26 protein-coding genes and 1 other annotated feature are annotated in these 25,785 nt (G+C 52.3%); of the genes, 3 read left to right on the forward strand and 23 right to left on the reverse strand.

All coding sequences use genetic code 11. The features are described from left to right. Positions 1-11 precede the first annotated feature (11 nt). The 17 genes from der to AC0LWT_RS11790 all read right to left on the reverse strand — a co-directional run bounded on the left by der (position 12) and on the right by AC0LWT_RS11790 (position 15,645). On the reverse strand, positions 12-1,337 hold the full coding sequence (gene der, locus AC0LWT_RS11710) for a ribosome biogenesis GTPase Der (protein ID WP_474681428.1): 1,326 nt from the start codon (positions 1,335-1,337) through the stop codon (positions 12-14). A 166-nt stretch (positions 1,338-1,503) separates the two neighbouring features. After that, positions 1,504-1,689, reverse strand: coding sequence for a capping complex subunit for YIEGIA (locus tag AC0LWT_RS11715; RefSeq protein ID WP_474681429.1), 186 nt, complete (start codon positions 1,687-1,689; stop codon positions 1,504-1,506). A 5-nt stretch (positions 1,690-1,694) separates the two neighbouring features. Further along, entirely contained in the window at positions 1,695-2,612 is a 918-nt protein-coding gene (locus tag AC0LWT_RS11720) for a YIEGIA family protein (protein WP_474681430.1), read from the reverse strand. After that, entirely contained in the window at positions 2,600-3,214 is a 615-nt protein-coding gene (locus AC0LWT_RS11725; protein WP_474681431.1) for a YphA family membrane protein, read from the reverse strand. The genes AC0LWT_RS11720 and AC0LWT_RS11725 overlap by 13 nt, the downstream gene beginning before the upstream one ends. An 85-nt stretch (positions 3,215-3,299) precedes the next feature. Beyond that, positions 3,300-4,358, reverse strand: coding sequence for a type 2 isopentenyl-diphosphate Delta-isomerase (gene fni, locus AC0LWT_RS11730; RefSeq protein WP_474681432.1), 1,059 nt, complete (start codon positions 4,356-4,358; stop codon positions 3,300-3,302). Between the two features lie 48 nt (positions 4,359-4,406). Continuing rightward, a complete protein-coding gene (gene rpsA, locus AC0LWT_RS11735) occupies positions 4,407-5,717 on the reverse strand; it encodes a 30S ribosomal protein S1 (RefSeq protein ID WP_474681433.1) in 1,311 nt (436 codons plus the stop codon). Between the two features lie 145 nt (positions 5,718-5,862). After that, positions 5,863-6,444: a lysophospholipid acyltransferase family protein gene (locus AC0LWT_RS11740; RefSeq protein WP_474681434.1), complete on the reverse strand. Its 582-nt coding sequence runs from the start codon at positions 6,442-6,444 to the stop codon at positions 5,863-5,865. Between the two features lies 1 nt (position 6,445). Then, positions 6,446-7,129 carry a (d)CMP kinase gene (gene cmk, locus AC0LWT_RS11745; protein WP_474681435.1) on the reverse strand — a complete coding sequence of 228 codons (684 nt, stop codon included), beginning with the start codon at positions 7,127-7,129 and terminating at the stop codon, positions 6,446-6,448. A gap of 101 nt (positions 7,130-7,230) precedes the next feature. After that, positions 7,231-7,449, reverse strand: coding sequence for a hypothetical protein (locus tag AC0LWT_RS11750; protein WP_474681436.1), 219 nt, complete (start codon positions 7,447-7,449; stop codon positions 7,231-7,233). A 64-nt stretch (positions 7,450-7,513) separates the two neighbouring features. Next, positions 7,514-8,167, reverse strand: coding sequence for a flagellar brake protein (locus tag AC0LWT_RS11755; RefSeq protein ID WP_474681437.1), 654 nt, complete (start codon positions 8,165-8,167; stop codon positions 7,514-7,516). An 891-nt stretch (positions 8,168-9,058) separates the two neighbouring features. Continuing rightward, positions 9,059-10,429, reverse strand: a complete 1,371-nt coding sequence (gene ypeB / locus AC0LWT_RS11760) for a germination protein YpeB (protein WP_474681438.1) — start codon at positions 10,427-10,429, stop codon at positions 9,059-9,061. Positions 10,430-10,593: 164 nt separating this feature from the next. Next, positions 10,594-10,749 (reverse strand): hypothetical protein, encoded by a 156-nt coding sequence (locus tag AC0LWT_RS11765; protein ID WP_474681439.1) that lies wholly within the window; start codon positions 10,747-10,749, stop codon positions 10,594-10,596. Between the two features lie 65 nt (positions 10,750-10,814). Continuing rightward, positions 10,815-11,510 (reverse strand): glutamic-type intramembrane protease PrsW, encoded by a 696-nt coding sequence (prsW, locus tag AC0LWT_RS11770; RefSeq protein WP_474681440.1) that lies wholly within the window; start codon positions 11,508-11,510, stop codon positions 10,815-10,817. 40 nt (positions 11,511-11,550) lie between these two features. Then, entirely contained in the window at positions 11,551-12,801 is a 1,251-nt protein-coding gene (locus AC0LWT_RS11775; protein ID WP_474681441.1) for a Glu/Leu/Phe/Val family dehydrogenase, read from the reverse strand. A 21-nt stretch (positions 12,802-12,822) separates the two neighbouring features. Next, positions 12,823-14,325, reverse strand: a complete 1,503-nt coding sequence (locus AC0LWT_RS11780) for a DnaB-like helicase C-terminal domain-containing protein (RefSeq protein ID WP_474681442.1) — start codon at positions 14,323-14,325, stop codon at positions 12,823-12,825. Between the two features lie 90 nt (positions 14,326-14,415). Then, entirely contained in the window at positions 14,416-15,021 is a 606-nt protein-coding gene (locus tag AC0LWT_RS11785; protein WP_474681443.1) for a genetic competence negative regulator, read from the reverse strand. A 288-nt stretch (positions 15,022-15,309) separates the two neighbouring features. Beyond that, positions 15,310-15,645, reverse strand: coding sequence for a hypothetical protein (locus AC0LWT_RS11790; RefSeq protein ID WP_474681444.1), 336 nt, complete (start codon positions 15,643-15,645; stop codon positions 15,310-15,312). A gap of 156 nt (positions 15,646-15,801) precedes the next feature. Between AC0LWT_RS11790 and AC0LWT_RS11795 the strand changes: the two genes are divergently transcribed. Next, complete coding sequence (locus AC0LWT_RS11795; protein WP_474681445.1) at positions 15,802-16,644, forward strand: polysaccharide deacetylase family protein; 843 nt, start codon at positions 15,802-15,804, stop codon at positions 16,642-16,644. Positions 16,645-16,716: 72 nt separating this feature from the next. Here AC0LWT_RS11795 and AC0LWT_RS11800 read toward each other — a convergent pair whose 3' ends face one another. The 3 genes from AC0LWT_RS11800 to AC0LWT_RS11810 all read right to left on the reverse strand — a co-directional run bounded on the left by AC0LWT_RS11800 (position 16,717) and on the right by AC0LWT_RS11810 (position 19,264). After that, on the reverse strand, positions 16,717-18,366 hold the full coding sequence (locus tag AC0LWT_RS11800) for a stalk domain-containing protein (RefSeq protein WP_474681446.1): 1,650 nt from the start codon (positions 18,364-18,366) through the stop codon (positions 16,717-16,719). 33 nt (positions 18,367-18,399) lie between these two features. After that, positions 18,400-18,546: a hypothetical protein gene (locus AC0LWT_RS11805; protein ID WP_474681447.1), complete on the reverse strand. Its 147-nt coding sequence runs from the start codon at positions 18,544-18,546 to the stop codon at positions 18,400-18,402. Between the two features lie 109 nt (positions 18,547-18,655). Continuing rightward, positions 18,656-19,264: a CPBP family intramembrane glutamic endopeptidase gene (locus AC0LWT_RS11810; RefSeq protein ID WP_474681448.1), complete on the reverse strand. Its 609-nt coding sequence runs from the start codon at positions 19,262-19,264 to the stop codon at positions 18,656-18,658. An 89-nt stretch (positions 19,265-19,353) separates the two neighbouring features. Between AC0LWT_RS11810 and AC0LWT_RS11815 the strand changes: the two genes are divergently transcribed. After that, complete coding sequence (locus AC0LWT_RS11815; protein WP_474681449.1) at positions 19,354-20,271, forward strand: hypothetical protein; 918 nt, start codon at positions 19,354-19,356, stop codon at positions 20,269-20,271. A 33-nt stretch (positions 20,272-20,304) separates the two neighbouring features. Here the strand turns inward: AC0LWT_RS11815 and AC0LWT_RS11820 are convergent, their stop codons facing one another. Further along, entirely contained in the window at positions 20,305-20,628 is a 324-nt protein-coding gene (locus AC0LWT_RS11820) for a rhodanese-like domain-containing protein (RefSeq protein WP_474681450.1), read from the reverse strand. A gap of 241 nt (positions 20,629-20,869) precedes the next feature. Continuing rightward, positions 20,870-21,103: a binding site (T-box leader), on the forward strand. 74 nt (positions 21,104-21,177) lie between these two features. On the opposite strand from AC0LWT_RS11820, the gene serA reads away from it, so the two are divergent. After that, complete coding sequence (gene serA / locus AC0LWT_RS11825) at positions 21,178-22,758, forward strand: phosphoglycerate dehydrogenase (protein WP_474681451.1); 1,581 nt, start codon at positions 21,178-21,180, stop codon at positions 22,756-22,758. 431 nt (positions 22,759-23,189) lie between these two features. Here the strand turns inward: serA and AC0LWT_RS11830 are convergent, their stop codons facing one another. Both AC0LWT_RS11830 and AC0LWT_RS11835 read right to left on the reverse strand, forming a co-directional pair. Then, complete coding sequence (locus AC0LWT_RS11830) at positions 23,190-25,070, reverse strand: ATP-binding protein (protein WP_474681452.1); 1,881 nt, start codon at positions 25,068-25,070, stop codon at positions 23,190-23,192. Position 25,071: 1 nt separating this feature from the next. Then, positions 25,072-25,785 (reverse strand): response regulator transcription factor, encoded by a 714-nt coding sequence (locus tag AC0LWT_RS11835; protein ID WP_474681453.1) that lies wholly within the window; start codon positions 25,783-25,785, stop codon positions 25,072-25,074.

Here is a 25,785-nt window from a genome sequence, read left to right on the forward strand (position 1 = left end):
CTCAATTCCCCCTACTCGTCATCCGACGATTTTCTGCGGCTCAATATGCGAATCGGAGTTCCCTCGAAGCCGAAAGCCGCCCGTATCTTGTTGTCCAGATAACGCTCGTACGAGAAATGCATCAGCTCGGGCTCGTTCACGAAAAGCACGAAAACAGGAGGCTTCACCGCAACCTGTGTCGCGTAATTGATGCGCAGGCGCTTGCCTTTGTCGGTCGGCGGCGGGTTGTAGGCTACCGCATCGGAGACGACATCGTTCAAGACGTGCGTCTGCACGCGAAGCGCATGATTCTCCGCTACCTGCACGACGACCGGCAGCAGCTTGTGCAGCCTTTGCGTCGTTTTGGCAGAGACGAATACGACAGGCGCGTACGTCATGAACAGGAAATGATCGCGAATCTTTTGCGTGAACTGGTGCATCGTTTTGTCGTCTTTTTCCACGATATCCCATTTGTTCACGACGAAAATGGCCGCTTTGCCGGCTTCGTGCGCATAACCGGCGATATGTTTGTCCTGCTCGATAATGCCCTCCTGACCGTCGATGACGACGAGGACGACATCCGCGCGCTCAATCGCCTTCATGGCCCGCATCACGCTGTACTTTTCCGTGTTTTCGTAAACTTTGCCGCGCTTGCGCATGCCCGCCGTATCGATGATGACGTACTTTTGCCCGTCCCGCTCAAAAGGCGAATCGATCGCATCGCGCGTCGTTCCGGCCACATCGCTGACGATAACCCGCTCTTCGCCGAGAATAGCGTTGGTGAGCGACGATTTGCCGACGTTCGGGCGCCCGATAAGCGCAAACTTGATCACTTCTTCGCCATACTCCTCTTCCGCCGCCGACGGGAAATGGGAGCACGCCGCTTCCAGCAAGTCGCCGATTCCGATTCCGTGGGAGCCGGAAATGCCGATGGGATCGCCGAACCCCAGGCTGTAAAACTCGTAAATTTCGTCCTGCCGCTGCAAATTATCCACTTTATTAACCGCAAGCACGATCGGCTTCTTCGAACGGAACAAAAGCTGGGCGACTTCCTCGTCGGACGGAGTGACGCCGGCTTTGGCGTCCACCATGAAAATAATGACGTCGGCTTCCTCAATCGCCAGCTCCGCCTGCACGCGGACCGATTTCAAAATGGCGTCATCGCCGTCGATTTCGATACCTCCCGTATCGATGACGCTGAACGGCTGATTCTGCCATTCGCCGACTCCATACAAACGGTCACGCGTAACCCCCGGTTTATCTTCCACAATCGCAAGCCGGTCTCCGACAATACGATTAAAAATTGTCGATTTGCCGACGTTGGGACGTCCTACAATCGCAATAACAGGTCTGGCCACTTATTGTTCACTCCCTAGTGTTGTTCGCCACAAAAACTGGCTTCGCAAGCGTCAACTTCATTTTGCTTTTGGAAAAATTCACAACTTACATCATAACAAAAAAGACACGGCTTGGCTAATACCAAATGAGATGCGCTCATTCGGGCAGGCTTTTCTTCCGCATGACTCAGAAGTGCCTTACCAAGATCATCGTGCCGTTTTTCAAATCGTGAGCCGTTGCGTTCAATATTTTTTCCAATAAAAATGAAACTTTTTCCTGTTCTTCGGGGCTGTCCACGATAAAAATCGGCGCGCCGCCCCCCACCCGATCATGCTCCATGCTGATAACTGCAAGTATTTGCGACATCGACATCCTTCTCAAGCCTCCTTCCGTTGATTGACGCCGGCTTCGGAAGGCTTGCGCACCGCGCTTTCCAGCACAGGAACGCGATTCAGGGCGGTCAGCAATTTGTCCGCATCCTTCTCTTGCGGCAGCAGCAGGAGCGCCAGCGTACCGTCGTTAATATTCAGTTTCGCCATCGGAACCAGAGAAGGCTCGCCATCGTCGCGGTATACGCCGAACAGCGTGGAGATATCGTGCAAAATAGCTTGCCGCTGCCCCAAATTCGCCAGCGTAACGCGGCTGTTGCGGTTTTTCGGCTTCAGGTGATAACCGAGCGCGTGTTCCTGAATCAGCTTGCGGCTGCTTTCAAGGCCGACGTTCATAATGTAAATGGAGCCGACGAACAGGTCCGGCCCATCCAGGCGAACCGGCGCCTGCTCGATATGAGCGATCGATGACAAATTTTTGCCGGATTTCAAATAGTTCGACAGCCATATGGTAACGATCCCTGCCAATGCCCCCCAGTACCAGTCAAATATAATGCTGAACAGCGAGGCGGCAAAAGCGGAAAAAATGACGAGATAGTTCCTGCCCTCAAACACCATGGCGATTCCTTCGATGTAGGATACTCCTCTGGGAACGAGCTCCAGCTCGTCGATTTTGGACAAGCTTTGCCTCTCCATGTTGCGTACATCGCGAAACTGCTGCGCCGCAAGCGACAAAAACGTAACGGCCGTATAGTTTTTTTCCAGCAGCGCCGGAACCGCGACCGCCCCCAGAGCCGCCGCGATCACGCCGAGCGAGATGTGAATGATTTTTCCGTGCGGGTAAGTCGGATACTGCCGATAATCGGTGCGCAGCATGTTCATCCGGGATAAAATGCCGAAGATGACACCTATGACGACACCTGTCGTGTAGCGGTTCGCATGGATCCACTCGATCACTTTTTCCATCCTCCTTTTCGTTCCAAGACAGCCTGAAACCCGCTGTAAACTTGCTGCACCACAACGGTCAATACACGCGCCGCAAAAACCGCAAGCCACCATTGATCCTGAAAACCGGTGCCGCCGATCCGGTGAATGCCATTCCACGTATGAATGCTTGTCTGATACAGCTCGCCCAGCAGGCAGCCGATGGAAAGCCCCGCAATTTGCTGCAGTTCGCTGCGCTGAATGACCGTGACCGCGAAAGCCAGAAACAAAGCCGTATCCCACCCGGGATTGCCGACAATGAGTATCGGGTCCATCACCAGCAGCTGCTGGATCAGGAAGTGAAAGGAACCCAGCAGCAGTCCGATGGAAAGCAGGTGCAGCTTCTGGATGAAGCCCCGAGTCGCAAAAAGGATGCCTATGCTGACCAAAGCGATTCCCGCATACACCGCATACATTTGCACATGGCCCCATGTAATGACGATTCGCGAGCCAACGAGCCAAGCCATAAAAAAAAGAAGTATTCCCTTGTACGATATACTTCTTAAAAAAATCTCCTTCCAGCCGCTGACAACCAAAATCAGCGCAATGCAGAGGAGAATGAGCGAAAGATAGCCGGAATTCATGTCGTTACCCACCCTGCGGAACTTCGGGCCTCCGGACGCATCGGTCCGGAAGCTCCGTCTGAACCTTAGTATGGCAAAAAACAAATTATTTACTCCGGGTTCCTCTTTCTGCATATTCGGTTGTTGAAATGCCGCGCGCCCTGCACCACTCGGCCGTTTCGCCGGATATGACGGCTGGGCGGTCCCACAGCTCCCTGACCGTGCGGGCGCCGAGCGCCGTCATGATCAGGACGAGCCCATCGTGCAGCTCGCCGGCAAAACGGTGCAGCGCATCCGCTCCTTCGGTGCGCAGCACCTTCAGGAAGGCGCCGGCCATCCCGACGGCGGAGGCGCCGAGAACGAGCGCTTTGACCGCTTGCAAAGCGTTCGTAATGCCCCCCGAGGCGATGACCGAGCCGCGGGGATACACTTGCAGAGCTTCGAGCAGCGCGACGCTCGTCGGGCTTCCCCAATCGTTCAGCCAATCCAGCGCCGATGAACGCCGTGCATTCTCGATCGCGGCAAAATTCGTGCCGCCGGTCCCGCCGACATCGAGGATGCGCACGCCGATGTTATGCAGCTCCCTGGCGTTCTCCCCCAGGATGCCGAAGCCGACCTCTTTGACGATCACCGGCACTCCGGCCTGCCGGACAATCGCTTCAATGCGGCGCAGCATGCCGGTAAAGCTGCGGTCGCCTTCAGGCATGATCAGCTCCTGCATGACGTTCAAATGAATTTGCAGCGCATCCGCTTCGATCATGTGCACGGCGCGCAGCGCTTGCTCCACGGTCGCTTCGCTGCCTAAATTGGCGAAAATGACGCCGGCCGGGTTTTCGCGGCGCACCACCTGATAGCTGGATGCCATCCCGCTATCCTTAATCGCGGACATTTGCGAGCCTACGGCCATCGCCAGCCCCTTCTCCCGGGCGACGATCGACAGCTCGCGGTTAATGATTTCCGTCTCCTTAGCGCCGCCGGTCATCGCATTAATTAAAATCGGCGAGCTCAGATTGAGTTCGCCGATTTGAGTCGTTAATGCAATTTGATCCGTCGAAGTCTCAGGCAGACAATTGTGCACGAGCTTAACGTCCGACAAGCCCTGCTTGCCGGATTGGCCGAGCTCCAGCGCATAATGGACATGCTCCATTTTGCGTGAAACACGCATGTTGAGTCCTCCTAAGTGCTTTCTGCCGGAAAGCTTTCATCGAATCGCTTATTTGAACTTGGAAAGCTTGTCGCCGAAACGCTCGCCGAGCGTCAGGGAAAGACCTTGATTGCTGAGCGAAACGTTCTCGTTGCCGGCAATCTCTTTTTGATGGCTTGCGCTGTTGCCGCGGTCGCGGTCGGCGCGAGGCTGTCTTTCTCTTTCCGGTTTCGCGGATGCCGCAGGAGCTTCAGGAGCTTCTTCGGTCTCTTTGATGCTTAAGCTTACGCGCTTTTCAGCGGCGTTGATTTCAAGAATTTTCACTTGAACTTCCTGGCCCTCTTTCAATACTTCGTGAGGAGTGCCGATGTGACGGTGAGCAATTTGGGAAATGTGCACCAAACCTTCTACGCCCGGAGCAACCTCAACGAACGCGCCGAAAGATGCAAGGCGTTTTACAGTGCCGGAAACGATGTCTCCCGCTTTGAATTCGCGCTCCACTTTGGACCAAGGACCTTCTTGCGTCGCTTTGATGCTGAGGCTGATTTTTTCGTTGGCCGGATCGAGTTTGAGCACTTGAACTTTGACTTTATCGCCTTCTTTGACAACGTCGGAAGCTTGCTCGACATGGTGCCAAGCCATCTCGGAAATATGTACAAGTCCGTCGATGCCGCCGATATCGATAAATGCGCCGAACTGCGTCAAGCGTTGAACCGTGCCGTCCAGCACTTGTCCCACTTGGAGCCCTTCGATGATTTTCTTTTTGTTCGCTTCGAATTCTTCGTCCAGAACATCTTTCTGGGACAGAATCACTTTGTTTTTCTCGCGGTCGATCTCTTTCACGCGAAGGCGAAGCGTACGTCCTTTGTAGTCGCTGAAATCTTCAACGAAATGACGCTCAACCATGGAAGCCGGTACGAAGCCGCGAACGCCGACGTTGACTACGAGTCCGCCTTTTACCACTTCGGCTACGGCAGCTTCGATAATTTCGCCTTTTTCCAGCTGGCCTTGCAGCGTTTCCCACGCTTTTTCGCTATCGATGGCGCGTTTGGAAAGAACAAGTGTTTCTTTCGCATCATTGATCGATACGATTCTCAGTTCGACTTCCTGACCGATTTGTACCGCTTGGCTTGCGTCTTCAACGGTTACGGAAGAAAGCTCGCGCACAGGAATAACGCCGTCGTATTTATAACCGATATCAACGAACGCTTGGTCCGCATCCACTTTCACGATTTTACCTTTAACCGTAGCGCCTTTTTTCAGAACGGCTACGTTGTTCAGCGCTTGTTCGGCTTCAGCCTGGGATACGGCTGTTTCCTCCACCTCTTGAACTTCTTGTACCTCCTGGGATTGATCTTGCACTTTTACTTCTTCTGACATTGGTTAGTCCTCCTCATTCAACACTTACAATAATAGTTTATAAGTCACAAAGCATCGGCAAGCGAGCTTCTGCTCTGTATCAAACAAAAAATTCCATTCGCTTAAGAATAGTATAATTCCAAGCTTTCAATTCCATACATCGCGCTCAGCCTTTATTGTGCGACGCGTGCAGGGCGCGAATTTCTTTCATGATCAATTCGGTAGCTTGTTCCAGATCATCGGAGCTCGCTGCCGCAAAAGGGCTCAGATCGACCGGTTTCCCGTAGACGATCTTCATGGCGCGAAACGGCTTGTATTCGCCGATGATCGCTACCGGCACTACGGCTGCGCCCGATTTCAACGCAAGGCTGGCTGCGCCTTTCTTGCCCATTCCTCCGGCGTTGCTGCGGCTGCCTTCCGGGAAAATCCCCATGACGCCGCCGTCCTTCAGCAATTGGATCGCCAGGCGAATCGATTCTTTGCTGACGCCGCCCCGTTTCACGGGAAAAGCTCCCACTTTGCTGATGGCCGTGCCTAATACCGGAATATCGAAGAGCTCGGCTTTCGCCATGAAGTACACCATGCGCTTTAGCGGCGACCCGAGTAATGGAGGGTCCCACAAGCTGGTATGGTTGGCGCACAGGACAACCGCGCCCTGGGCAGGGACGTTGTCCGTTCCAATCGCGCGAAGGCGGAAAAGCAGGCCGAATATGACTCGAAACATCGCTCTGCCGATGCGGTAAAGCATCTTATTTGCCACCTCCGACTTTGTCTTTGCAAAGCCCCAAAATCCCGTCAACGACTTCATCTATCGTCATCGATGTACTATCCATAAGAATAGCGTCGGGAGCCCGTTTAAGCGGCGAAATCGCTCTTTCCTGATCCAGTTGGTCGCGGCGCGCAATATCCTGCTCCAATTGCTCGAGCGTCAGCGTACCGGAACCGCTGTCCTGCATTTCTTTGAAACGCCGCTCCGCACGCTCTTTGACGCTGGCCGTAAGGAATATTTTGAGTTCAGCGTCCGGTATGACATGGGTGCCGATATCTCTGCCGTCCATGACAACGCCTTTGGATACCGCCATTTGCTTCTGCATGGCTACAAGCAGTTCCCGGATGGCGCCGATGCTGGCGATCTGGGAAACATGATCCGTAATGGAAGTCGTGCGGATCTCGCGGGTCACGTCCGTGCCGTCCACTAGCACCTGTTGTCCGTCGGAACCGGGCACCAGCACGATGTTCATGCGATTCGCCAAAGCAATGACTTCCTTTTCTTGGTGAGGAAGCAGCCCTTCCTGCTGTACCTTCCACGTTACTGCCCGATACATGGCCCCGGTATCCACGTAAACAAAACCAAGCACGCCTGCGACAAGCCGTGCGATGGTGCTTTTGCCGGCTCCGGCGGGGCCATCTATGGCAATATTGAACTTTTCCAAGCTGCGGCTCCTCCTAACAATACCTTACGAACAAAAAAGCAGGCACTGCCTGCTAATGATGAAAATTATACCACACCCAAAAACCATATGCAAAACTAGAATCACTCGCCGCCGGTTTGCCGGCCTATCGGATACGGTTTGCCTTCCAAAGGATCGACTCTCGTAAAATGCTTGCGTACGTACGGAATGTGCAGCAGCGATTGCGCGCACAGCAGCAGAACGAAAAAAACGAGCGTCAGCCGGATTAACGCCTTCTCCACCTTGGTGGAAAAGACGATGAACAGCCGCTCGTAATCCGGATCTTCTTGATCCGATTTCATGGAATCACCCGCTTGTTATTGGCATTTTGCATCGTAGTATGCCCAGGCGCGGCGATTCTATGCATTATCTTTTGCGGAATTCCATCTGTCTTTCAAAGCAGAACCGGATCAGCTTTTGCCGGTCGCGGTCGACGATTTCGACAAATCTTACCATGGCGAGCTGCCGGCCGCTTTCCAGCTCTTTGATGCGGACGATTTCGCCCTTGAGCGGAATGTGCTCGATGCTTCCGTTTTTGAACGGCACCAGCACCCAACAGGAGATCTGCATATTGACCCCGATCGGTACGTGAGCGTCGCAAATAAAGGAAATGCCGCCTCCGCTCACATCGTCGGTCAGCGCGGTAAACTGGATTTGCTCGGATATCCGGACGGCCACTTCCAGCTCTGCAAGCACGCGCAGAAAGCTGCGCCGCTGAACTTGGGTGATCGCCTCCGGCTCCGGCTTTTTCAGCTCGACCAAGCGGATGACATCTTCGCTGGAACCTGTAACGGTAGTGGTGAAATAGTTTTTCACGCCGTCGCTGCCCAGAAAATAAGTGCTCAGTTCATCGCCTGTGTACAATTTTTTGAATCTGCCGGTCGTCTCGTTCAGCGGAACTTCGATAACAATAGTCGTATCCGAAATGTCGGCAATTCTCGACTTGTATTCGATCTTGGATTCCTCTTCGTCAATAGAATTGATCTGCATATGTAAAATTTGGTTAACCTTAGGAAACAAAGCCTGCACCTCCAACGCATTTTATGTCAAAATCTGCTTCTTAAGCACTACATCTCTGATTATAACATGACAACCGATTTTAGAAAGCAAATAAAAAAATCACCCTGCGGGTGACAAACGAATACATCCGTCGGAAAATGAACGACCGGCATCTCCGGCATGGTGAGAAAAAGCTGTGAATGACCACCGGTACCTGCCATTCGCAGACAACATGCAAAAAAAGGACCTCAGTAATGCGCGTAAAATCTGCAAAAATCAGGCAGTTGCTGGAACCCGCCCGCAAAGCCAGATGGCCTGGCTGCCTACATCCCCCGCGTCGGAGGGGATAGCCGCAATCTGCCTGGCTGTGCGAAGAAAGCCTGCTAAAGTCAGGCTCCCCATAACCCACGCGTCAGAGGCGATAACCTCAATACGCCTAGCTGCACGAAGAAAACCTGCTAAAGTCAGCCTCCCCCCACGTCAGAGGCGATACCCCCAATTTGCCTAGTTGCACAAAAAAAACCTGCAAAAATACATGAATTTGCGTCCTCAATTACTGGCTACGAACAATTCCTGCAAAAGTGCAGGCTTTTTACCGAATACATGGACTCAGATTCATTTTCAGCAAAAATTCCTGTACTTTTGCAGGTTTTTCGCCATTATAAGCCAATTCCGCAGAAAAAAACTGCACTTTCGCAGGTTTTTACCCTACCATCCTGCTTCCTGCCCAGTTGCGCACTTCCACGACCTATGCCGTTGCCCCGATAGGCGTTAGATAATTGCGCGATACCTCTTTCATAACGCCGAGCCGCACGATGTTCATCAAATCTTCCGCTTGCCAAAATCCGAGCATATATAAAATCTATATATGCAAAAAAGAAAGCGGGAATAGCCCCCGCTTTCCTTGAACGCTTATATTGATTTGGCCGCCGCGACCGTCTGCTCCGGCCGGATCGTCTCGATTTTTTCCTCGGTTCCGGTATCTCCGTTGACGTAGACGCGGTACGTGTTGCCTCTCATTTTGCCGATAAATTCATGGCACAGCACTTCCTGGTCGAGCTCATTCTTGATGACGGCCAGCGAGTGGCCGGACATTTGCATGTGCGGGCTCAACGTTTTGCGCGCTTCTTCCTCGGTCACTTTCGGCTTGCCGATCATGCGCTGTTTGTGTCCGAAAAGGTAATCGGTCGCATGAACGCCCGTCACTTCCAGATTGTCGAGCGCAACAGTGACGCTCACTTGCTCCGGATAGATCAGCACGTCATCCTGACGCTTGGCGAATATGATGTTCGCATGATTCTGGTATTGATCGTAGCTGACTGCGCTCATATCCTTATAGTCGTGCTGATCCAGGAACTCGTTTGCCGCGTCGCGCGCTTGCCGCAAATCGTACTTCCTTTCATTCACAGTCCGCGGCTTCATGAAGTACACGAGATGGCCGCCCTTTTTCGTGTAGTCCAGGTGAATATCGTTTTCCCGGCCGTCTCCGCCGGGCACGATGACGCTGAAGCTTTGATATTCGGGAGCGCTGCCGCCGTTTTCGACCACCTGAATTTTGGAGGTATCCTTGTGTCCCAAATACTGCGCGGCTTTCTGCTTGATCTCCTCGGCGGTCATCTGTTTGCCGGAGAGCGTGTTGACGTCGTTTTTTTGCAAAATGTTCAAGCTGCCGGGTCCCCAGTTAAGCTCCGGATAAGCTCCCACTTTTTTGTCCACGGTAGTAAAGCCGTCGATGATGGCGTTGTCGCGAACCTCTTTTTGCGAGATCAGGGCGGTTTCCACGTCCATCCAGCGCAAATTTTTGGTCATCACTTTATCCTGCACGCCCCGCAGTTCCTTCGTAATTTCGTTCGAATGGTCGTACAAAGTGTTCAGCGTCTTCATCTCATCTTCCGTCAAAGGCTGCTTCGTCATATCGCGGACAGACATCCGATAGGAGAAGTTGGCCATATTCGCCAGGAAATCCCCCGTTTTGTTAAACGGCAGCAGCGAGAGCGGCAGCTGGTTGATATCGCTTTGCGCCTGGCTGGTCAATCTCCATACATTGACAAGACCTTTCCTGTAGGACGGTTCGGAGGTAGAATTGACCGCCAGCGTGTTTCCAAGCTCGGTATGCAGCTTGTCCACATGAAAGGAAAGATCGTGAAACGCGCGCTGGTACTGATTTTCCGCTTTGATCAAAATCGTGTTTTTCTCCTGATGCTCCAAGTAGCCCCAGACTCCGGCACCGATTAATGCAAGCAAGAGGAACGGGAACAAAACCATACTTAATCTTTTGTACATAACCGCTTCCATTCTCCTTTCATTTCCGCCAAACTTGCCGTTAGTTTCTGCCCGGAAATGAAGGTTTATACATCCGAAATTACTTTACGGAGAATGGTTTCGAGACGCTAAGCGGGACTGCCCGAAAATGAAAAAAGAGGCCGATTCCATAAGAATCGCCTCTCCTAATCGTCGGTCTCCACGTCGAAATCGTGCTCATTGCTGCAAATGCATTGACGGAATCCCGTTTCGATCTTGCCCTTTTCTTTTTTGCCTTTCAAAACGAATCTTTCGCCGCACTGTTTGCAGCGGATCGTCACTTTGACTCTCGTTTCGGACATGTGCACCCTCCCGGCAATGGCGGAACATTCAACCATACGTCTGTTTATGTCCATTATGGCCAAATTCAGTGCATTTTAATCTTTTCGTCGCGGGAAGCGATCCTCATCGGAGAATGGGCGTTCGCTTTATTCACGCGCCACAGCGTGCGTATCCACAGGTACGTCATCACCGGGATCATGATCCAAACCCAGTACGTTTTGGCCACAAGCAAAATGTAATCGAACACGCCGTGCCATAAAATCGGAAAAAGCAGCGAGTACCACATATACGTTTGCGTTTTGTGCGGCGTAAACTTCGCTTTGCCCAAGTAATAGCCCATCATCACTCCGAATAGCGCATGCCCGGACACAGGAAGCAAAGCGCGAACCATCAACGCGCTGAACGACGACGCGTTCAGGAACGCGTATATAATGTTCTCCAGCGTCGCATACCCCAAGCTGACGGCCACCGCATACACGATGCCGTCATACGGTTCGTCGAACGAGGCATGGCGGTAAATCAAATGATACAAAACGAACCATTTCAGGAACTCTTCAATGCCGCCGGACAAAAAGAAAGCGGTCGTAATGTTGCCATTCCCGATCTCTTCAATAAACGCTCGCTGCAGCACCATAGTCGGATACACAAGTAGCACGCCGAAAATAAACATGCGGACGACCAAATGAATCGGCTCAGTTTCGTAGCGGTCTTTAAGATAAAAATAGGCAAGCAGGGAGAGACCCGGTGCGATAGCTGCCAACAAAATAGACAGTACTTGCATGTATAACTCCCCTTCTGCTTCGTTTTTGCGCGGCCGCCTGCTAGACCCACCCTCTGAACCGGGAGGCTTCGGCCATTTTGCGGACGCCTACCATATAGGCGGCCAGCCGCATGTCGACACCGCGCGTGCTATGAACATTATAGACATTTTCAAAGGACTTTTCCATGACATTTTGCAGCCTGGCATGAACTTCATCTTCCGTCCAGTAATATCCCTGATTATTTTGCACCCATTCGAAATAAGAAACGATGACGCCTCCGCTGCTGGCCAAAACGTCTGGGACGATCAGCACGCCTTTGTCCGTCAATATTTGCGTCGCTTCCAGGGTCGTCGGCCCGTTCGCCGCTTCCACCACGATGCTTGCCTTGATGCGGTCCGCATTGTCGCTCGTCAACTGGTTCTCGATCGCCGCGGGAACGAGGATGTCGCAATCCTGCTCCAAAATTTCCCGGTTCGTGAGCGTATTTTTGAACAGCTTGGTCACCGTGCCGAACGAATCCCGGCGGTCAAGCAAATATTCGATATCGAGACCGTTCGGGTCATACAAAGCCCCGTGCACATCGGAGATGCCGATAACTTTGGCTCCCGCCTCGTGCATGAATTTGGCCAAATAGCTGCCGGCGTTGCCGAAGCCTTGAATGATGACCCGGGCGCCCTGCAGCGCGATATTTTTTTTCTGCAAGGCCTTGTCGATCATGATCGTAACGCCTTTGGCGGTGGCCGTTTCCCGCCCATGGGAGCCCCCCAGCACCAGCGGCTTGCCCGTTATGAACCCTGGAGCGTCGAACTCCCGGATCCGGCTGTATTCATCCATCATCCAGGCCATGATCTGCGAATTCGTCATCACATCGGGCGCCGGAATATCTTTGGACGGCCCGACCAATTGACTGATCGCTCTGACATACCCCCGGCTGAGCCGCTCCAGCTCGCGAAAAGACATGTCCCGCGGGTCGCAAATGATGCCGCCTTTACCCCCGCCGTACGGGAGGTCCGAAATGCCGCATTTCAGGCTCATCCAGATCGAGAGCGCCTTTACCTCGTCTTCCGTCACATCCGGGTGAAAGCGCACGCCGCCCTTCGTCGGGCCGACAGCGTCATTATGCTGCGCCCTGTAGCCTGTGAACACCTTCACCTTGCCGTCATCCATGCGGATCGGAATCCGCACGGTCAACACGCGCAAAGGTTCTTTGAGCAGTTCATACATTTCATCGGAGTAGCCCAGACGTCTGAGCGCTTCGTGAATGACGGTTTGCGTCGATTCCAGCACATTCAAATTTTCGGTATGAGCCATAGGGACCCCCTCATGGTCGAGTTATTCGGTAAACAATGCCTGATCGTTATGGAAAAATACAGGCAGGAAGCCAAGCGTGCCGTTTCTGTTTTTCGTCAGTTCCAGAGACAGCGGCTGCACGTGATTTTCTTTCAAACCTTTTTGCTTCAAAATCATGACGACATCGGCGGAAGCCTGCACGCCTTCAGGCACATGTTCTTGCCCGGATTCCAGCGCGGATGCGGCGATGATCGGACTGTTCCACTCGCGAGACCACTGCTTAAGCGTGTAGGCGATAGCCGCCTGCTGCTGCTGCCAAGTCAATCCGGCCAATTGCTTGCCTACAGGTATGCGCTGCAGATGATCGATGAAGACGACCGGCTCTTTGCCGGCGATGACGGCAATCCGTTCGATCGAAGCCGCCACCTGATCAAGGCTCGTGTCCATCGTGCATTCCAGCGTCCAGAGCGTCCTGCTGATTTTGCCGTACTGCTTGTTGGCTTCGGCGACTTGATCCGGGTCCGCTTTGCCTCCCAGCACTTTCTGCGGGGCGATCCCGATAATTCTCGCGATGCTGCGGGCCCACAGCTCAAAATTGGTCATATCCCAGGAAACAAAAATAACCGGCGTTTGCTGCAGTGCGATATGGTCCGCCATTTGCTTCAGCAGCATGCTTTTGCCGATCGCCCCGGTGCCGGCCAGCAAGTAGAGACCGGCTCCGAAGCCGCCGAACAAAATCGTGTCCAGCTTGGCAAACCCGGAACTGATGCCCGAAACTTGGCCCCGGAAGCGCTTCATATACTCTTCCAAATAAACGGTGCTGTTTTTGATATCGGGCGCGACGGGCGCCAGCATCGTTTCTTCCACGGCCTCGTTCACCAGCTTGACGAACGCTTCCGCAGGATTTTGCGCCCGCACGAACAAATCGTTAATATCCCGGATCGTTTCCGGCAAATTAACAATATATGTTTCCTTAGCATGTTCGCTTAACAAAGATTCTATGCGGGTGGACTCCCTTCTCCCCGTCTCGTCGTTCCCCATGCAAATGTAAACCCTTTTATTCGCAAAGAGTTGAACGTGATAGTCTTTGAACACGGCGAAATCGGGCACGCATACGGCCGGCAGCCGCGCTTGAGTCAGCATCATCACGTCGAAAATGCCGTTGCAAAGCACGACTTCGTCCGATTCCCGAAGCACTTCATAGTTAAACAGAAACTGATCCACACCGTACAAAGGCTTGTACTTCGGCTCCCTGTGGTCGATCGAGCGTCCGATCAAGTCGACGACCTCACCGTCATAATTGCGAATCGGCACGATAACGCGGTTCTCGAAATAGCCGGCCAATTGATTTTGATCCACATAGAAGCCGATTTTCCCGATTTCAAAACCGATGCCGAACTGCCCGACAGTTTCCTCTGAAATCCCTCTTTTTTGCAAATAAAAATACGCTTCTTCCCGCAATTGCTTTTGATAATAGGATAACAGCTTATCCAAATCAACGGCAGCAGGAGTAGGCGCAATTTGTTTTCGTTCCGATCCAGCCATCTGCAGCGCCCCCAGTTGTTCAACATAAAAAGCACCTTGCAAAAACGAATGTTTTTGAAGATGCTTGTTTCATAACGATTCGAAAAAATGTTACCGGAAATGGTGACACAGCACTTTCACGGCGTCGTCAGCGATAATTACTTTTCCATATTCCTCCAAAATAGCTTGCGTTACCGACGCTGCTTCCCCAAATTCGGAAAGTACGGCAATCAAAGCTTGATATTTGGAATCTTCCAGCTCTACAGGCTCCAATTGCAAAATGTATCTTTCTTTATATGCATACAAGCTTCCGCCTTCCATCAGAAGCGGATTGATAATCTTCGCAACGCGCAGCAAGTCTTCGAAATCGCGAAATGCGTACGAGATCAGATCGCTCTGTTCGAGCGTCACTTCCATTTCATACACTTCGTCAGCCTCATGATCCTCATAGGAATCCGAGTTCGCGTACAAGTCAAGCTTGCCTCTAGTCACGATGACTACCATTCCTTGTGCAGGAAGCGCAAACACCTCGACTGCAAGCGGACCGGACGGATCGAATCCCAGCTCGGAATAAGCCTGATCCATCATTTCGCTAAAAAGCTCATGTACTTTTGGAATTTCCCTCCACATATCGTCTTTTTGAATCCCGCGTTCAGTTAAGTCATCGAATGTTAGGAAAATCCGTATCTTATCCTGACTTAAGCGTTCAATTTTCATGATAGGATCCTCCTCGGAGCTTTCCGACTGGAAAGCCAGCATCGTCAGCGATATCGTTTTTTTTGAAAAAAAGCCGCCATCGCAAGCGTGTGGTCTGCTCTCGTTAAAACAGAATATGAGCGAAAATAAAAAAAGGTGAGTGCGAAACGTTAAATTGGACATGCGGCCCTTAACGTTTTCAATTTCCATGTTAACATTTTTTGATGAGAAATGCACGCGAAAGATAAGTATAAATGAAAAAGCACAGCCGGCCCCGTGGGTTCCCTAACTGTGCGCAGGATGTATGTTTTATTGAACGGCCGCCGTATTTTCCTTGTTTTGTTCCAATATTTGATTGACCGTAGCTTTCAGCGACGAATCTTCATTGACAATTTTTCCGACCTGATGCAGTCCGTCCGCAGCGCCGCCGCCCATAGCTGCCATATTGGCACCCATATTGGCAGCCGATTTTTTAAACGTTTTGTTCGCCAAAGTATTTTTTGCTTTCCCCATCGCCTTGCCCATCGTTTCGCCGGAAGAGCTGAATGCGGAGAACAGCATCGATTTGTTTCTGCGGCTCAAATACATGACGGCCGCCGCGCCCGCAATGCCGCCGAGCAGGAATGTACCCAATCTCAATCTCATTATAATCCCTCCGAAAAAGTAGTATGAATCATAAATAGCTTGTTCGAATCGGAAGGCGGGCATACGCGCTGCGGGCAGGAAATCAAAGGCGATTGCAGCCGGAAAATGTGATAATATAGAGTTGGACATCAATCAGGATCGAGGGAGATTATAAGCATGAAACCATTAAGTCTAGTTTGCATCAGCGCCTGTCTGCTGCTCGGCGGATGCGGTCCGCAAAATGCCGGGCCGGCCCCTGCCAGCAGCAGCAACGTTGCCGCGGCGACGGCCGCACCGACAGCTTCGCCGAGCGCGACGCCGTCACCGACTCCGAGCCCCACGCCTGCGGCAGCGACAGAGCCTCCCGATCAGCAGGTAAAAAAAGAGTATCATATGAACAAAAACTATGATATCGTCCCCAACGATCCGAACGGCAACAAAAAAGTCGTGCTTTTAACGTTCGACGACGGCCCGAAAGAGAAAGAAATGAACGAAGGTCTCATTAATACGCTAAAGAAGCATAACGCCAAAGCGATCTTCTTCATGAACGGCTACCGCATCAAGCAAAAACTGGAGCTTGTGAAGCTGGTGCATGACAGCGGGCAAATTATCGGCAATCATTCCTGGGATCACATCGAATTGAACAAACAAACGGATGCCAAAATCGATCAGCAGATCGATGACGTTCAAAATATCGTCAAGGAGCTTACCGGCGAGGCCCCGCACTTTTTCAGACCTCCCTTCGGCCTTGGCAACGATTATCTCAAAAACAAAATCAAAAATGCCGGCATCCTCTACATGACTTGGTCCAACGGCTCGCTGGACTGGGAAATGACGACGAAGAAAAACGATCCGGACAAAGTGGTCGACAATGTTTTGAAACAGCTGCATCCCGGCAGCAACATTTTGATGCATGAGCTTCCCTGGACCGTCTCGGTTCTCGATTCGCTCCTGACGAAACTGGAGGAAAAAGGGTATTCTTTCGTAGACCCTCGGGCCATCGAGCTCGAGATGAGATAGACCTCCGCGCGCATAGCGAAGGGGCCGGCCCGCAGTCATGATCGATGACTTGCGGGCCGGCCCCTTCGGCGTTTAATAATTGATAACTACGGTGCGTGTGCTGTCGACGTAGCTGACTTTGGCCCCGAGCGTCTCGGACAGCAGCCTGACGGGAATCATTGTCGTATTCTGAACAAGCTGCGCCGGCGAATCGGTCTCGTGCTCCGTTCCGTTCAGCGAATAGGCACCGCGCGTCGTATAAAAAACGATCGTCTTATCTTTCTTTTTGTAAATCGCCGCTTTCTGCTGATCGTCCCACGTTACTTCCGCTCCCAGCGCCGCGGCAAGATCCCTGATATACAAGTAAGACGTTCCGTCCTCGATATAAGGCCGCTGCTTCATCGGGAATGAAACCATGTCAAGCTTATAGGCGCTGTCGTTAAGCCCGAAAGTGACCGTATGCGTGCGGTTCAGGCCGAAATTGGCCATTTGCGACGTATAGGCGACGGCATCCTGATGAAGCTTGAGCACTCCCAGGCCGTCAAGCGGCTCGGTTCTAAACGTCCATTCCTTCTCGAACGTCTTGGTCGTGCCGTCATCCAGCTCGGCATTCAGCTTGATCTTGGCCGTGTAGCTCGTATCGAGCTGCAGCGGCTTGGACGGAAGCAAAATAACGCCCGTGTCCAAATGATCGTCATTATCCGGGGTATTCACCAGCAGATTGACGGTCTTGCCGTTCTCATCCTTAAGCTGGGAATCGACCAGGCTTACTTTTTTAACGTTCGATCCGTTGACCGTCGCCATGATCGGATATCCGACCGGATAATCCGTCTGCGGATGGCCTCGAAGCGGGTCCGGCACCTCGTGGCCGCCGAACGAAGTCGGAACGTATACGTCGTTGCCCGCCGGCGATACGGCCAGTTCGGGCAGTCCGCCGTCGGTATAGCCGAATTCGATGACCTGGTAGTCCCCCTTCTTGTATATCCCGATCTCTTTGAGGCCGGGAACCATGAACGGCGATCGGTGGTAAGGCGCATCGAATAAGCTGTCGACCGCTTGCACCAACGTCACCCGGTTGTAGGATACATCCTCGCCGCCGGAGGTCGCATATCCGACATACTGCAGCCGGTCCGCCAGCTTTTGCCCGAAATAGCCGGGAAGCGACGGGTCCTCGTCATGCAGCGAAACGGACGTGCGTACGGCATCGACTTTGTTTTGATCCAAATATTCCGCATGCTTTTGGGCGGCCATATTGAGCGCACTGCTGAATTTGACCGTAGTCAGGCCGAGCTTGGCCCGATAATCGTTGATCGCTTTTAAGCCTTGCTGCTGCTCCGCGGTCGTTGTGCTTGAAAGAACCGTCGCATTAGGCATGATCGTAAAACTCCAATCAAGGGTGGCCGGTTGATAGCCGGACAATGAAAATACGAATCTCGCGGAATAATTCCCCGGCGCCAGATCCGCATCCGGATGATACGTATACGTGTCAGCGTCCGGATCGAAGGTAACGCTTTTTTCCTGACCGTTCAAGTAAAAATGATAGCTGTCCGCTTTCTTGCTTTCGCCCAGCTTGACTTCCGCTCCGATATCAGGGCGCGCCAGCCCGACATTTCCCTTGGGAAAAGTCCCATATTCGTAAGACAAGGCGTATGAAGTTTTGGCGGTGGCTAACAGGCCCGAAACTGCCAGACAGACGATCAGACTCATTTTTACGAGCCAGCCGATGCTCCTTGCTTTCCTCATTGGACTGCTCCTTTCTGGTAACAAAAAAAGAAACTATGAATCTATCATAGCTTCTTCCGTATCATCATACAAACTTTGCGGGTTTGGAAGTTTCAGGAATAACGAATTCCCCAGACGGTCAAACCGATAACCAGCATAACGAACAGCCACAACAAAGTGAGATAAAAGATTCGCGTCCATTTCCCCCTCTCCGAGGGGTGGACCGCTTTTCTAGGCGGTAAGTATGTATCATCGTCTTCCTGTGCGCGGTCAGCGTCAGCTGCCGGCATCGGGGTTCGATTGCGGGCGTTCATTCGCTCTCGTCATCCTCCTTGCTGTATCGCAGTATGCAGCCCATCACGAAATCAATGACGAAATGTGCGATAATCGGCGTCCATAAACTGCCCGTCTGCTCATAAATCCAGCCCAACCCGTAGCTGATGCTGAACACCATCCCCGTCATCAGCCAGTGCTGCAAGTAACGGATATGGATGGCGGCGAACAAAATGCTTGTCCAATATGGTCCCCAGGCGTATTGAATCGCTCCGCGGAACAATATTTCCTCGCAAATTGCGACAATGATCGAAATGAGTGCGATATGCCAAAGCGGCCGATTGCCGAAAAGCATCTGGTTAATTCCGCCGTCGTCGGTCACTTCCTTGGGAACCCATCTGGATATGAGCAGGTCGCCGCCGAGCACCGCCAGAGCGAACAAAACGCCCCAAAGCGGAATGGCCCAGCCGGATTGAAAATGAAACATGGAAAAGAATTGATGATTGCTCTGAAAAAATATAATGATCAATCCGATAATAATAGTTAGAAGCTGGGTTATGTACAGATTGAGCAGCAGCGTCCGGTCATTTAACTCGTGTAAATCAACTTTGCCGAAGCGGATATTTTTAAAATCGAATTTTTTCATGAAGCTGCCTCTTTCCCTCGCATATTCCCTTTTCCACATATTTCTCCTATACTGAGTTAAAAGAAAAAGAGAGAATAAGGAGCCTGATTATGGATAAGCGCCTGACCCGCACAGATTATTTATTTGCACTGATGTTCATCTTTATGCTCGTATGCATTATGGGCGCTTTTTTTTACGGCCTCAAGGTCGGCCAGCAAAAATCAGACCAAAAGTATGAAAAAATATTGCACGGCAATGAAGCGGTCCAGGAACCCGGAGCGTACGACCAGCAAGTACTGGTTTCCTATTACCATACCATCTTTTTGCCGTTTAGGGAATTTCAGAACAAATGGTTCGAACAGCTCAATCAAATCGAGCTCGGCAGCTCGACGGTCGATTCCTCCGCAGTCATGAAAGAGCTGTCCAAGCTAGCCGACGAAAAATACAACGCCCTGCAAGGCAAAAGCATGCCGGCTTCCTCACCGCTGCTGCAGCAGTCGCACGAGGGATATTTGAAAAGCTTGAAGCTGTTCTCGGATACGCTCAAAAACTATCAATCCAAAGCCAACGGAATGCACGGCGCAGAGCTGATCGACGCCATTAAAAAAGATCCCTACTACCTGGAGGCGATCACGCAGGCGCTCACCGCCCAAAAAAATTATTTCGCTTCCATCGTGGCTTGGAACGAGACGAACAATTCGGAGCTGGAGCCTTTCGATTCGAACAAAAATGCCAATCTCGATCAATGGCGGCAAATGAACGTCAACGTGAAAAACCTTTACATCACGGCCAAGCTGCTGAACAACAAATCGTTCACGCCGTTCTATCCGCAGGATTTGACGATTCGCATCGACGATTTCATCGCTTCCGGACAAGCTAAAAAATTGAACACCGCCGATGTGAACCAGACGATGGATCTGCTGCTCAGCACGAACGCCGTGCGCTCCGGGGATTTCGTAAAAGGAAAGGCCAAATGGTACAACAACGAGCCGCTCCCTCAGCTCCCCTTCTTTTTCGATGCGAATTGACCGATTCCGAACCGGGCCAGCAGGCCCGGTTTTTTAGTCGTATTGAAAGCCGCGAAGCTCGCCGACGGCCGCCATGCCGCCTTCAACGTTGATGACGCGGCCGTATCCGTTTTCGGCCAAAAATCCGCATACATGATAGCTTCGCACGCCATGCGCGCATACGACGTAAACGTCCTGATCGCCGGGCAGCTCGCCCAGACGCCCGGGAATATCCCGCATAGGAATAAGAACCGCGTCATCCAAATGGTAATACTCCCATTCGTGAGGTTCTCTCACATCGACGACCAAGCTTTCCTTCAGCTTGCCGCTGTCAAGCAGCTCAAGAAACTTCGCCGGATGAATGCTTGCAATCTCCACATGTATCCTTCCTTTCAGCGTGCATATCGGTAATATTTGTTTCTTTATGAAGAATAGCGAAATTTGTACGCAAGATCAAGCAAAATACCTTGCTTTTTGTCCTGTTTTTAATATAGAATGAGATCGAAAGCGATAGTTTTTGAAACAAACGAGCATTATATGGCGTACATGTGAAATTTGAATCGACACCTATTGACACTCCCTTGAGCCGCATGTTACTCTAATGAAAATTTTATATCGCAGTGAAGCGTTGACGGAGCCAAGCAAACAGTAGTAGCTTTCAGAGAGCCGATGGCAGGTGCGAATCGGCAGTGAACATGTTGCGGAGCACTCCAGAGTTGTTGCATTGAAAACCCAGTAGATGCAATCGGAATGGGAACCCGTTACAGTTCCAGGTCGCAAGACCAGTGAGGCTGTCCGTGCAAGCGGCCAGCGAATTAGGGTGGTACCACGAAAGCTAGCTCTCGTCCCTTCTGGATACAGATATATTTGTCTGTACCGAAGGGCTGGGAGTTTTTTTATGCGAAAAATTTGGAGGAGGAAACAATTATGTTCAAAGTGTTAGTATCAGATCCGATCAGCGACATGGGTATTCAGATGCTTTATGATGCAAGCGACGTTGAGGTTGTCAAACAACCGGGACTGTCCGAGGACGAGCTCGTCGCCATTATCGGCGAGTACGATGCACTGCTTGTACGCAGCCAGACGAAAGTTACCGAAAAAATTATGAACGCGGCTCCCAAGCTGAAAGTAATCGGCCGCGCCGGCGTCGGTGTCGACAACATTGACCTGGAAGCCGCCACCAAACGCGGGATCGTCGTCATTAACGCTCCGGACGGCAACACGATTGCTACTTGCGAGCTGACTTTCGCCATGATGATGTCGGTTGCCCGCTCCATTCCGCAAGCGTACAAAAAAACCGTCGGCGGCGAGTGGGACCGCAAATTTATCGGCGTCGAGCTGCGCGGCAAAACGCTCGGTATTCTCGGCATGGGCCGCATCGGCAGTGAGGTAGCCAAACGTGCAAAAGTATTCGGCATGGAAGTCATCGGCTACGATCCGTTCCTGACCGAAGAGCGCGCCGAGAAACTGGGAGTCAAGCTGGGCACTGTCAATGAAATTGCCGCTCAGGCCGATTTCATTACCGTTCATACGCCATTGACGCCCGAGACCCGCCACTTGATCGGCAAACCGCAATTCGAGCTGATGAAAAAAGGCGTTCGCATCATCAACTGCGCGCGCGGCGGTATCATTGACGAATTGGCACTGGTCGAAGCGATCGATCAAGGCATCGTAGCCGGAGCCGCTTTCGACGTATTCGAAGTGGAACCTCCGCAAAAGGATCATCCGTTCCTGAACAATCCTAAAATTATCGTAACGCCGCATCTCGGCGCTTCCACTGTTGAAGCTCAAGAGAATGTAGCGATCGACGTATCCGAAGAAGTGCTGCACATTTTGCGCGACGAGCCGTTTAAAAACGCGGTGAACATGCCTCCCGTTCCTGCCAACGTGCTCAACAAGCTGCAGCCGTACTTTAATCTCGGCGAAAAAATCGGCAGCATTCTCGGACAAGTTACTCATGGCGCGGTAAACGAAATTATCGTGAACTACGCAGGCGATTTGACCGATGTCGATACGAGCCCGCTTACCCGTTATATCGTAAAAGGCTTGTTTGAAAAACAGCTCGAATCGATCAACATCGTCAACGCCATGCATATGGCCAAAACGCGCGGCGTCAATATCATCGTCCAGCAATCGAACGCTTCGAGCAGCTTTACGAACCTCGTTACCGTAACCGTAAAAACGAAGCAGGAAGAAAAAACGTTGGCAGGCACGCTGCTGGCGGGCTTCGGGGAACGGATCGTCCGCATCGATCAGTATCCGGTCGACTTTTCCGCGGAAGGCAACCTGCTGCTCATTTCGCACAACGATAAGCCGGGCATTATCGGCCGCGTCGGTACGCTTCTCGGCAGCAACGACGTGAACATTGCGACCATGCAAGTGGGCCGTAAAGTGATCGGCGGCTCCGCGATCATGGTGTTGACCATCGACAAGCCGGCTCCAGCCGAAGTATTGGAAGAGCTCGGCAAGCAAGCCGAAATCGTAAACGTCCGCGCGCTTGCGATCTAGGAGTCTGTCCGATGAACCACGTAGAAGGCATATATATAAAATGACAGTAATTATGGAGCGTGAGCGGCAAGATATGTAGTCATTATTCAGTGGGTATGCACAAAAGTAACTCCGTCGGACAGACTCCTAATTGAAAATAACCGCATTGTTTCACGAACAACAAGATTAATTTTGAATATTCTACAAAAAAAGAGGCGTTTGCTGGAAGAACTTCAGCAAACGCCTTTTTAGTGTCGAATAGTCGCTTAGGTGTGGTACGAAGCATGAGAGCTTTCGTATCCGGTATCGGGACAGGCTCTTAGGAGTCTGTCCGATGAACCACGTTGAAGGTATATGAATGCAAAATGACAGTAATTATGCTGCGTAAGCGGCAATGTATGCAGTCATATTCCCCGGCATGCACAAAAGTAACTCCGTCGGATAGGCTCTCTTTACCTCGGGTTGCACGGCAGCAAAATGGTGAACGTCGTGCCCTGCCCTAACGTGCTTTGCACGGATACGCTGCCGTGGTGCGCGTCGACGATGTTTTTCACGATGGCGAGTCCGAGGCCTGTGCCGCCGGAGGAGCCGCGCGTACGCGCTTTGTCGGCCTTGTAAAAGCGCTCGAAAATGTACGGCAGGTCGTCGGCCGGGATGCCCTTTCCCGCATCGCTGACTTCGATGCGGATCGCCGGCTGGTCCTTATAGACCGCCGGCTCAGCCTTCACGGCAATACGCGCCCCGCCGGCGGTATGCCGGAACGCATTGTCGAGCAGGTTCGTCAGCACCTGCTCGAGCCTGTCCTCATCCGCGCTGGCGAGGATGAGGGGCTGCTCCGGCAGCTCGGCGCTCAGCGCGATGCCGCGCTCTTTGGCCAGCACCGCGAATTTGCGGTGCATGCGGCGCACCAGGGAGTCGACTTCGACCTCCCTGAAGTAAAGCTCGAGATGGCCGGCCTCCATCCTCGCCAGATCGAGCAGGTCGCGCACGAGACGCCCCATGCGGAGCGACTCGTCGTGGATGACCTGCGCCAGCTCTTTGCGCTCCTCGGGCGTGCCCGCGATGTCGTCGAGCAGCGCCTCGCTGTAGCCCTGCAGCATCGACAGCGGCGTGCGCAGCTCGTGCGACACGTTCGCGACGAAGTCTTTGCGCAGCTTGTCGAGGCGCTCCTCCTCCGTGACGTCGCGCAGCACGGCTACCGCGCCGCGCACCTGGTCGCGCGAATACAGCGGCGTCATCGCCACCGACCATACGCCGCTTTGCACGTAAAGCTTGGACGACGCTTCCGACGACTCGGCGACGACGGCCTCAAAGAGCGGTATGAGCGGGACGGGTATCGGCTCTTCGGAAGGGAAGCTGAAGCTGGTCAGCCCCCAATCGCCCAGCGCGGTGTCCTGCTTCGGCGGACGCTTCCTGTCCTCCTCGGACCACTCGATCAAGTTCCATTCCTGAACGATCTTCCCGCCCTTCGGATTCGTCAAAATGACCGAACCGTCCGCATCGAGCGTAATGACGGCATCGGTCATACTTCTCAAGACGCTGGACAAATGTTCTTTTTCCTCGCTGAGCGCCTCGATGCTCTCCCGCAGCTTCGTACCCATATGGTTGAACGTCTTGGCAAGCTCTCCGATCTCGTCCTTGCTCGTAATCGGAACGCGCGTGCCGTATTCGCCCAACGTAATTAAATCGGCCGCTTTTTTCAGCTGCTGCAGGGGACGCGTAATTCGCGAAAACAGGAAAAAGGCGAAAAACGTCGTCATCAGAAACCCTACGATCGACACGTAGATGAACAGCTTCAGCATGTACTGCTGCGTAGCTTCAAACGACTGCAAAGATTGATACAGCACCGTGGCCCCGACGATACTGGACTGCGTGTTGCGCAGCGGGACGGCTACCGCCAAATATTCGGCCCCGGAAAATAATTTCCCGCCGCCGTCCTTGCCGATCTGCTTGTTCAGTACTTGGCCCGCCAGCACTTGTTCGAGCTCGCTCACGGAGAAAAAATCCGCGGCGTGAAAGTCGGCAAGCTTGCTTCCTTCCACTTCCGGCATAGGGGTTTCTTTCAACTCCCTGGAAACGACGAGCATCCTCGCATCCTGAAAACTGAGCAATTCATTGCTCAGCTTATAAAACTGCTCGTCATACAAATGCCGCGAAGCTTCATTGGAAAACTGCTCGGCCAGCTTTTCCATATTGGCTCTCTGGTCGTTCGCCTGCGCAAAATAATTTTGCATATAATTGACAAGAAAAAAGCCCAGTATGAGCAGTACAACCGCAACCAGGCCAATAATCGTCAACCATAATTTTCCTACGACACTTCTGAAAATAAACACGTTATTTAGGCACCTCTAACTTATACCCTACTCCCCATACGGTCGTAATCATCGCCGCCGCATCAGGGGAAACTTTGTTCAGTTTTTCGCGCAGACGTTTGACGTGAGTGTCCACTGTGCGCAAATCGCCAAAAAATTCGTAATTCCAAACGTCCTTGAGCAGCTCTTCGCGCGAAAACACTTTATCCGGCGATACCGCCAAATAATGCAGCAGCTCGTATTCTTTCGGCGTCAGAGCGACTTCCTGCCCGCCTGCCGACACGCGATGCGCATCGTGTTCGATGACCAGATTCGGGAATACGATGTTATTGCTGGAACCGGCATCTTTGGACAAATAAGCGGTCGCCGACGAACGGCGCAAAATCGCTTTGACCCGGTAGATGACCTCGCGCGGACTGAACGGCTTGACCACGTAATCGTCGGCACCCACCTCAAAGCCGCTTACGCGGTTCGTCTCTTCGCCTTTGGCCGTCAGCATAATGACCGGTGTGGATTTCACCTGGCGCAGTCTGGCGCAAACTTCAATGCCGTCGATTCCAGGCAGCATGACGTCGAGCAATATCAAGTCGAAATCGGAGTCGACCGCCATGCGCAGCGCCGTCTCGCCGTCTTCGGCTTCCTCGATCAAGTAGCCTTCCTTTTCCAAATACATCCGCAGCAGTCTGCGAATGCGTTCTTCATCGTCAACAACCAATATGCTAGCTTTTATTTCCAC

The sequence above is a fragment of the Paenibacillus sp. sgz302164 genome (assembly GCF_056120505.1).

Excerpts from the sequence above, each read along its gene's own strand:
- AC0LWT_RS11715 (WP_474681429.1), bottom strand. The coding sequence starts at position 1,689 with ATGTCGATGTCGCAAATACTTGCAGTTATCAGCATGGAGCATGATCGG.
- AC0LWT_RS11720 (WP_474681430.1), bottom strand. The coding sequence starts at position 2,612 with ATGGAAAAAGTGATCGAGTGGATCCATGCGAACCGCTACACGACAGGT.
- AC0LWT_RS11725 (WP_474681431.1), bottom strand. The coding sequence starts at position 3,214 with ATGAATTCCGGCTATCTTTCGCTCATTCTCCTCTGCATTGCGCTGATT.
- fni (WP_474681432.1), bottom strand. The coding sequence starts at position 4,358 with ATGCGTGTTTCACGCAAAATGGAGCATGTCCATTATGCGCTGGAGCTC.
- rpsA (WP_474681433.1), bottom strand. The coding sequence starts at position 5,717 with ATGTCAGAAGAAGTAAAAGTGCAAGATCAATCCCAGGAGGTACAAGAA.
- AC0LWT_RS11740 (WP_474681434.1), bottom strand. The coding sequence starts at position 6,444 with ATGCTTTACCGCATCGGCAGAGCGATGTTTCGAGTCATATTCGGCCTG.
- AC0LWT_RS11750 (WP_474681436.1), bottom strand. The coding sequence starts at position 7,449 with ATGAAATCGGATCAAGAAGATCCGGATTACGAGCGGCTGTTCATCGTC.
- ypeB (WP_474681438.1), bottom strand. The coding sequence starts at position 10,429 with ATGTACAAAAGATTAAGTATGGTTTTGTTCCCGTTCCTCTTGCTTGCA.
- AC0LWT_RS11765 (WP_474681439.1), bottom strand. The coding sequence starts at position 10,749 with ATGTCCGAAACGAGAGTCAAAGTGACGATCCGCTGCAAACAGTGCGGC.
- prsW (WP_474681440.1), bottom strand. The coding sequence starts at position 11,510 with ATGCAAGTACTGTCTATTTTGTTGGCAGCTATCGCACCGGGTCTCTCC.
- AC0LWT_RS11775 (WP_474681441.1), bottom strand. The coding sequence starts at position 12,801 with ATGGCTCATACCGAAAATTTGAATGTGCTGGAATCGACGCAAACCGTC.
- AC0LWT_RS11780 (WP_474681442.1), bottom strand. The coding sequence starts at position 14,325 with ATGGCTGGATCGGAACGAAAACAAATTGCGCCTACTCCTGCTGCCGTT.
- AC0LWT_RS11785 (WP_474681443.1), bottom strand. The coding sequence starts at position 15,021 with ATGAAAATTGAACGCTTAAGTCAGGATAAGATACGGATTTTCCTAACA.
- AC0LWT_RS11790 (WP_474681444.1), bottom strand. The coding sequence starts at position 15,645 with ATGAGATTGAGATTGGGTACATTCCTGCTCGGCGGCATTGCGGGCGCG.
- AC0LWT_RS11795 (WP_474681445.1), top strand. The coding sequence starts at position 15,802 with ATGAAACCATTAAGTCTAGTTTGCATCAGCGCCTGTCTGCTGCTCGGC.
- AC0LWT_RS11800 (WP_474681446.1), bottom strand. The coding sequence starts at position 18,366 with ATGAGGAAAGCAAGGAGCATCGGCTGGCTCGTAAAAATGAGTCTGATC.
- AC0LWT_RS11805 (WP_474681447.1), bottom strand. The coding sequence starts at position 18,546 with ATGGACGCGAATCTTTTATCTCACTTTGTTGTGGCTGTTCGTTATGCT.
- AC0LWT_RS11810 (WP_474681448.1), bottom strand. The coding sequence starts at position 19,264 with ATGAAAAAATTCGATTTTAAAAATATCCGCTTCGGCAAAGTTGATTTA.
- AC0LWT_RS11815 (WP_474681449.1), top strand. The coding sequence starts at position 19,354 with ATGGATAAGCGCCTGACCCGCACAGATTATTTATTTGCACTGATGTTC.
- serA (WP_474681451.1), top strand. The coding sequence starts at position 21,178 with ATGTTCAAAGTGTTAGTATCAGATCCGATCAGCGACATGGGTATTCAG.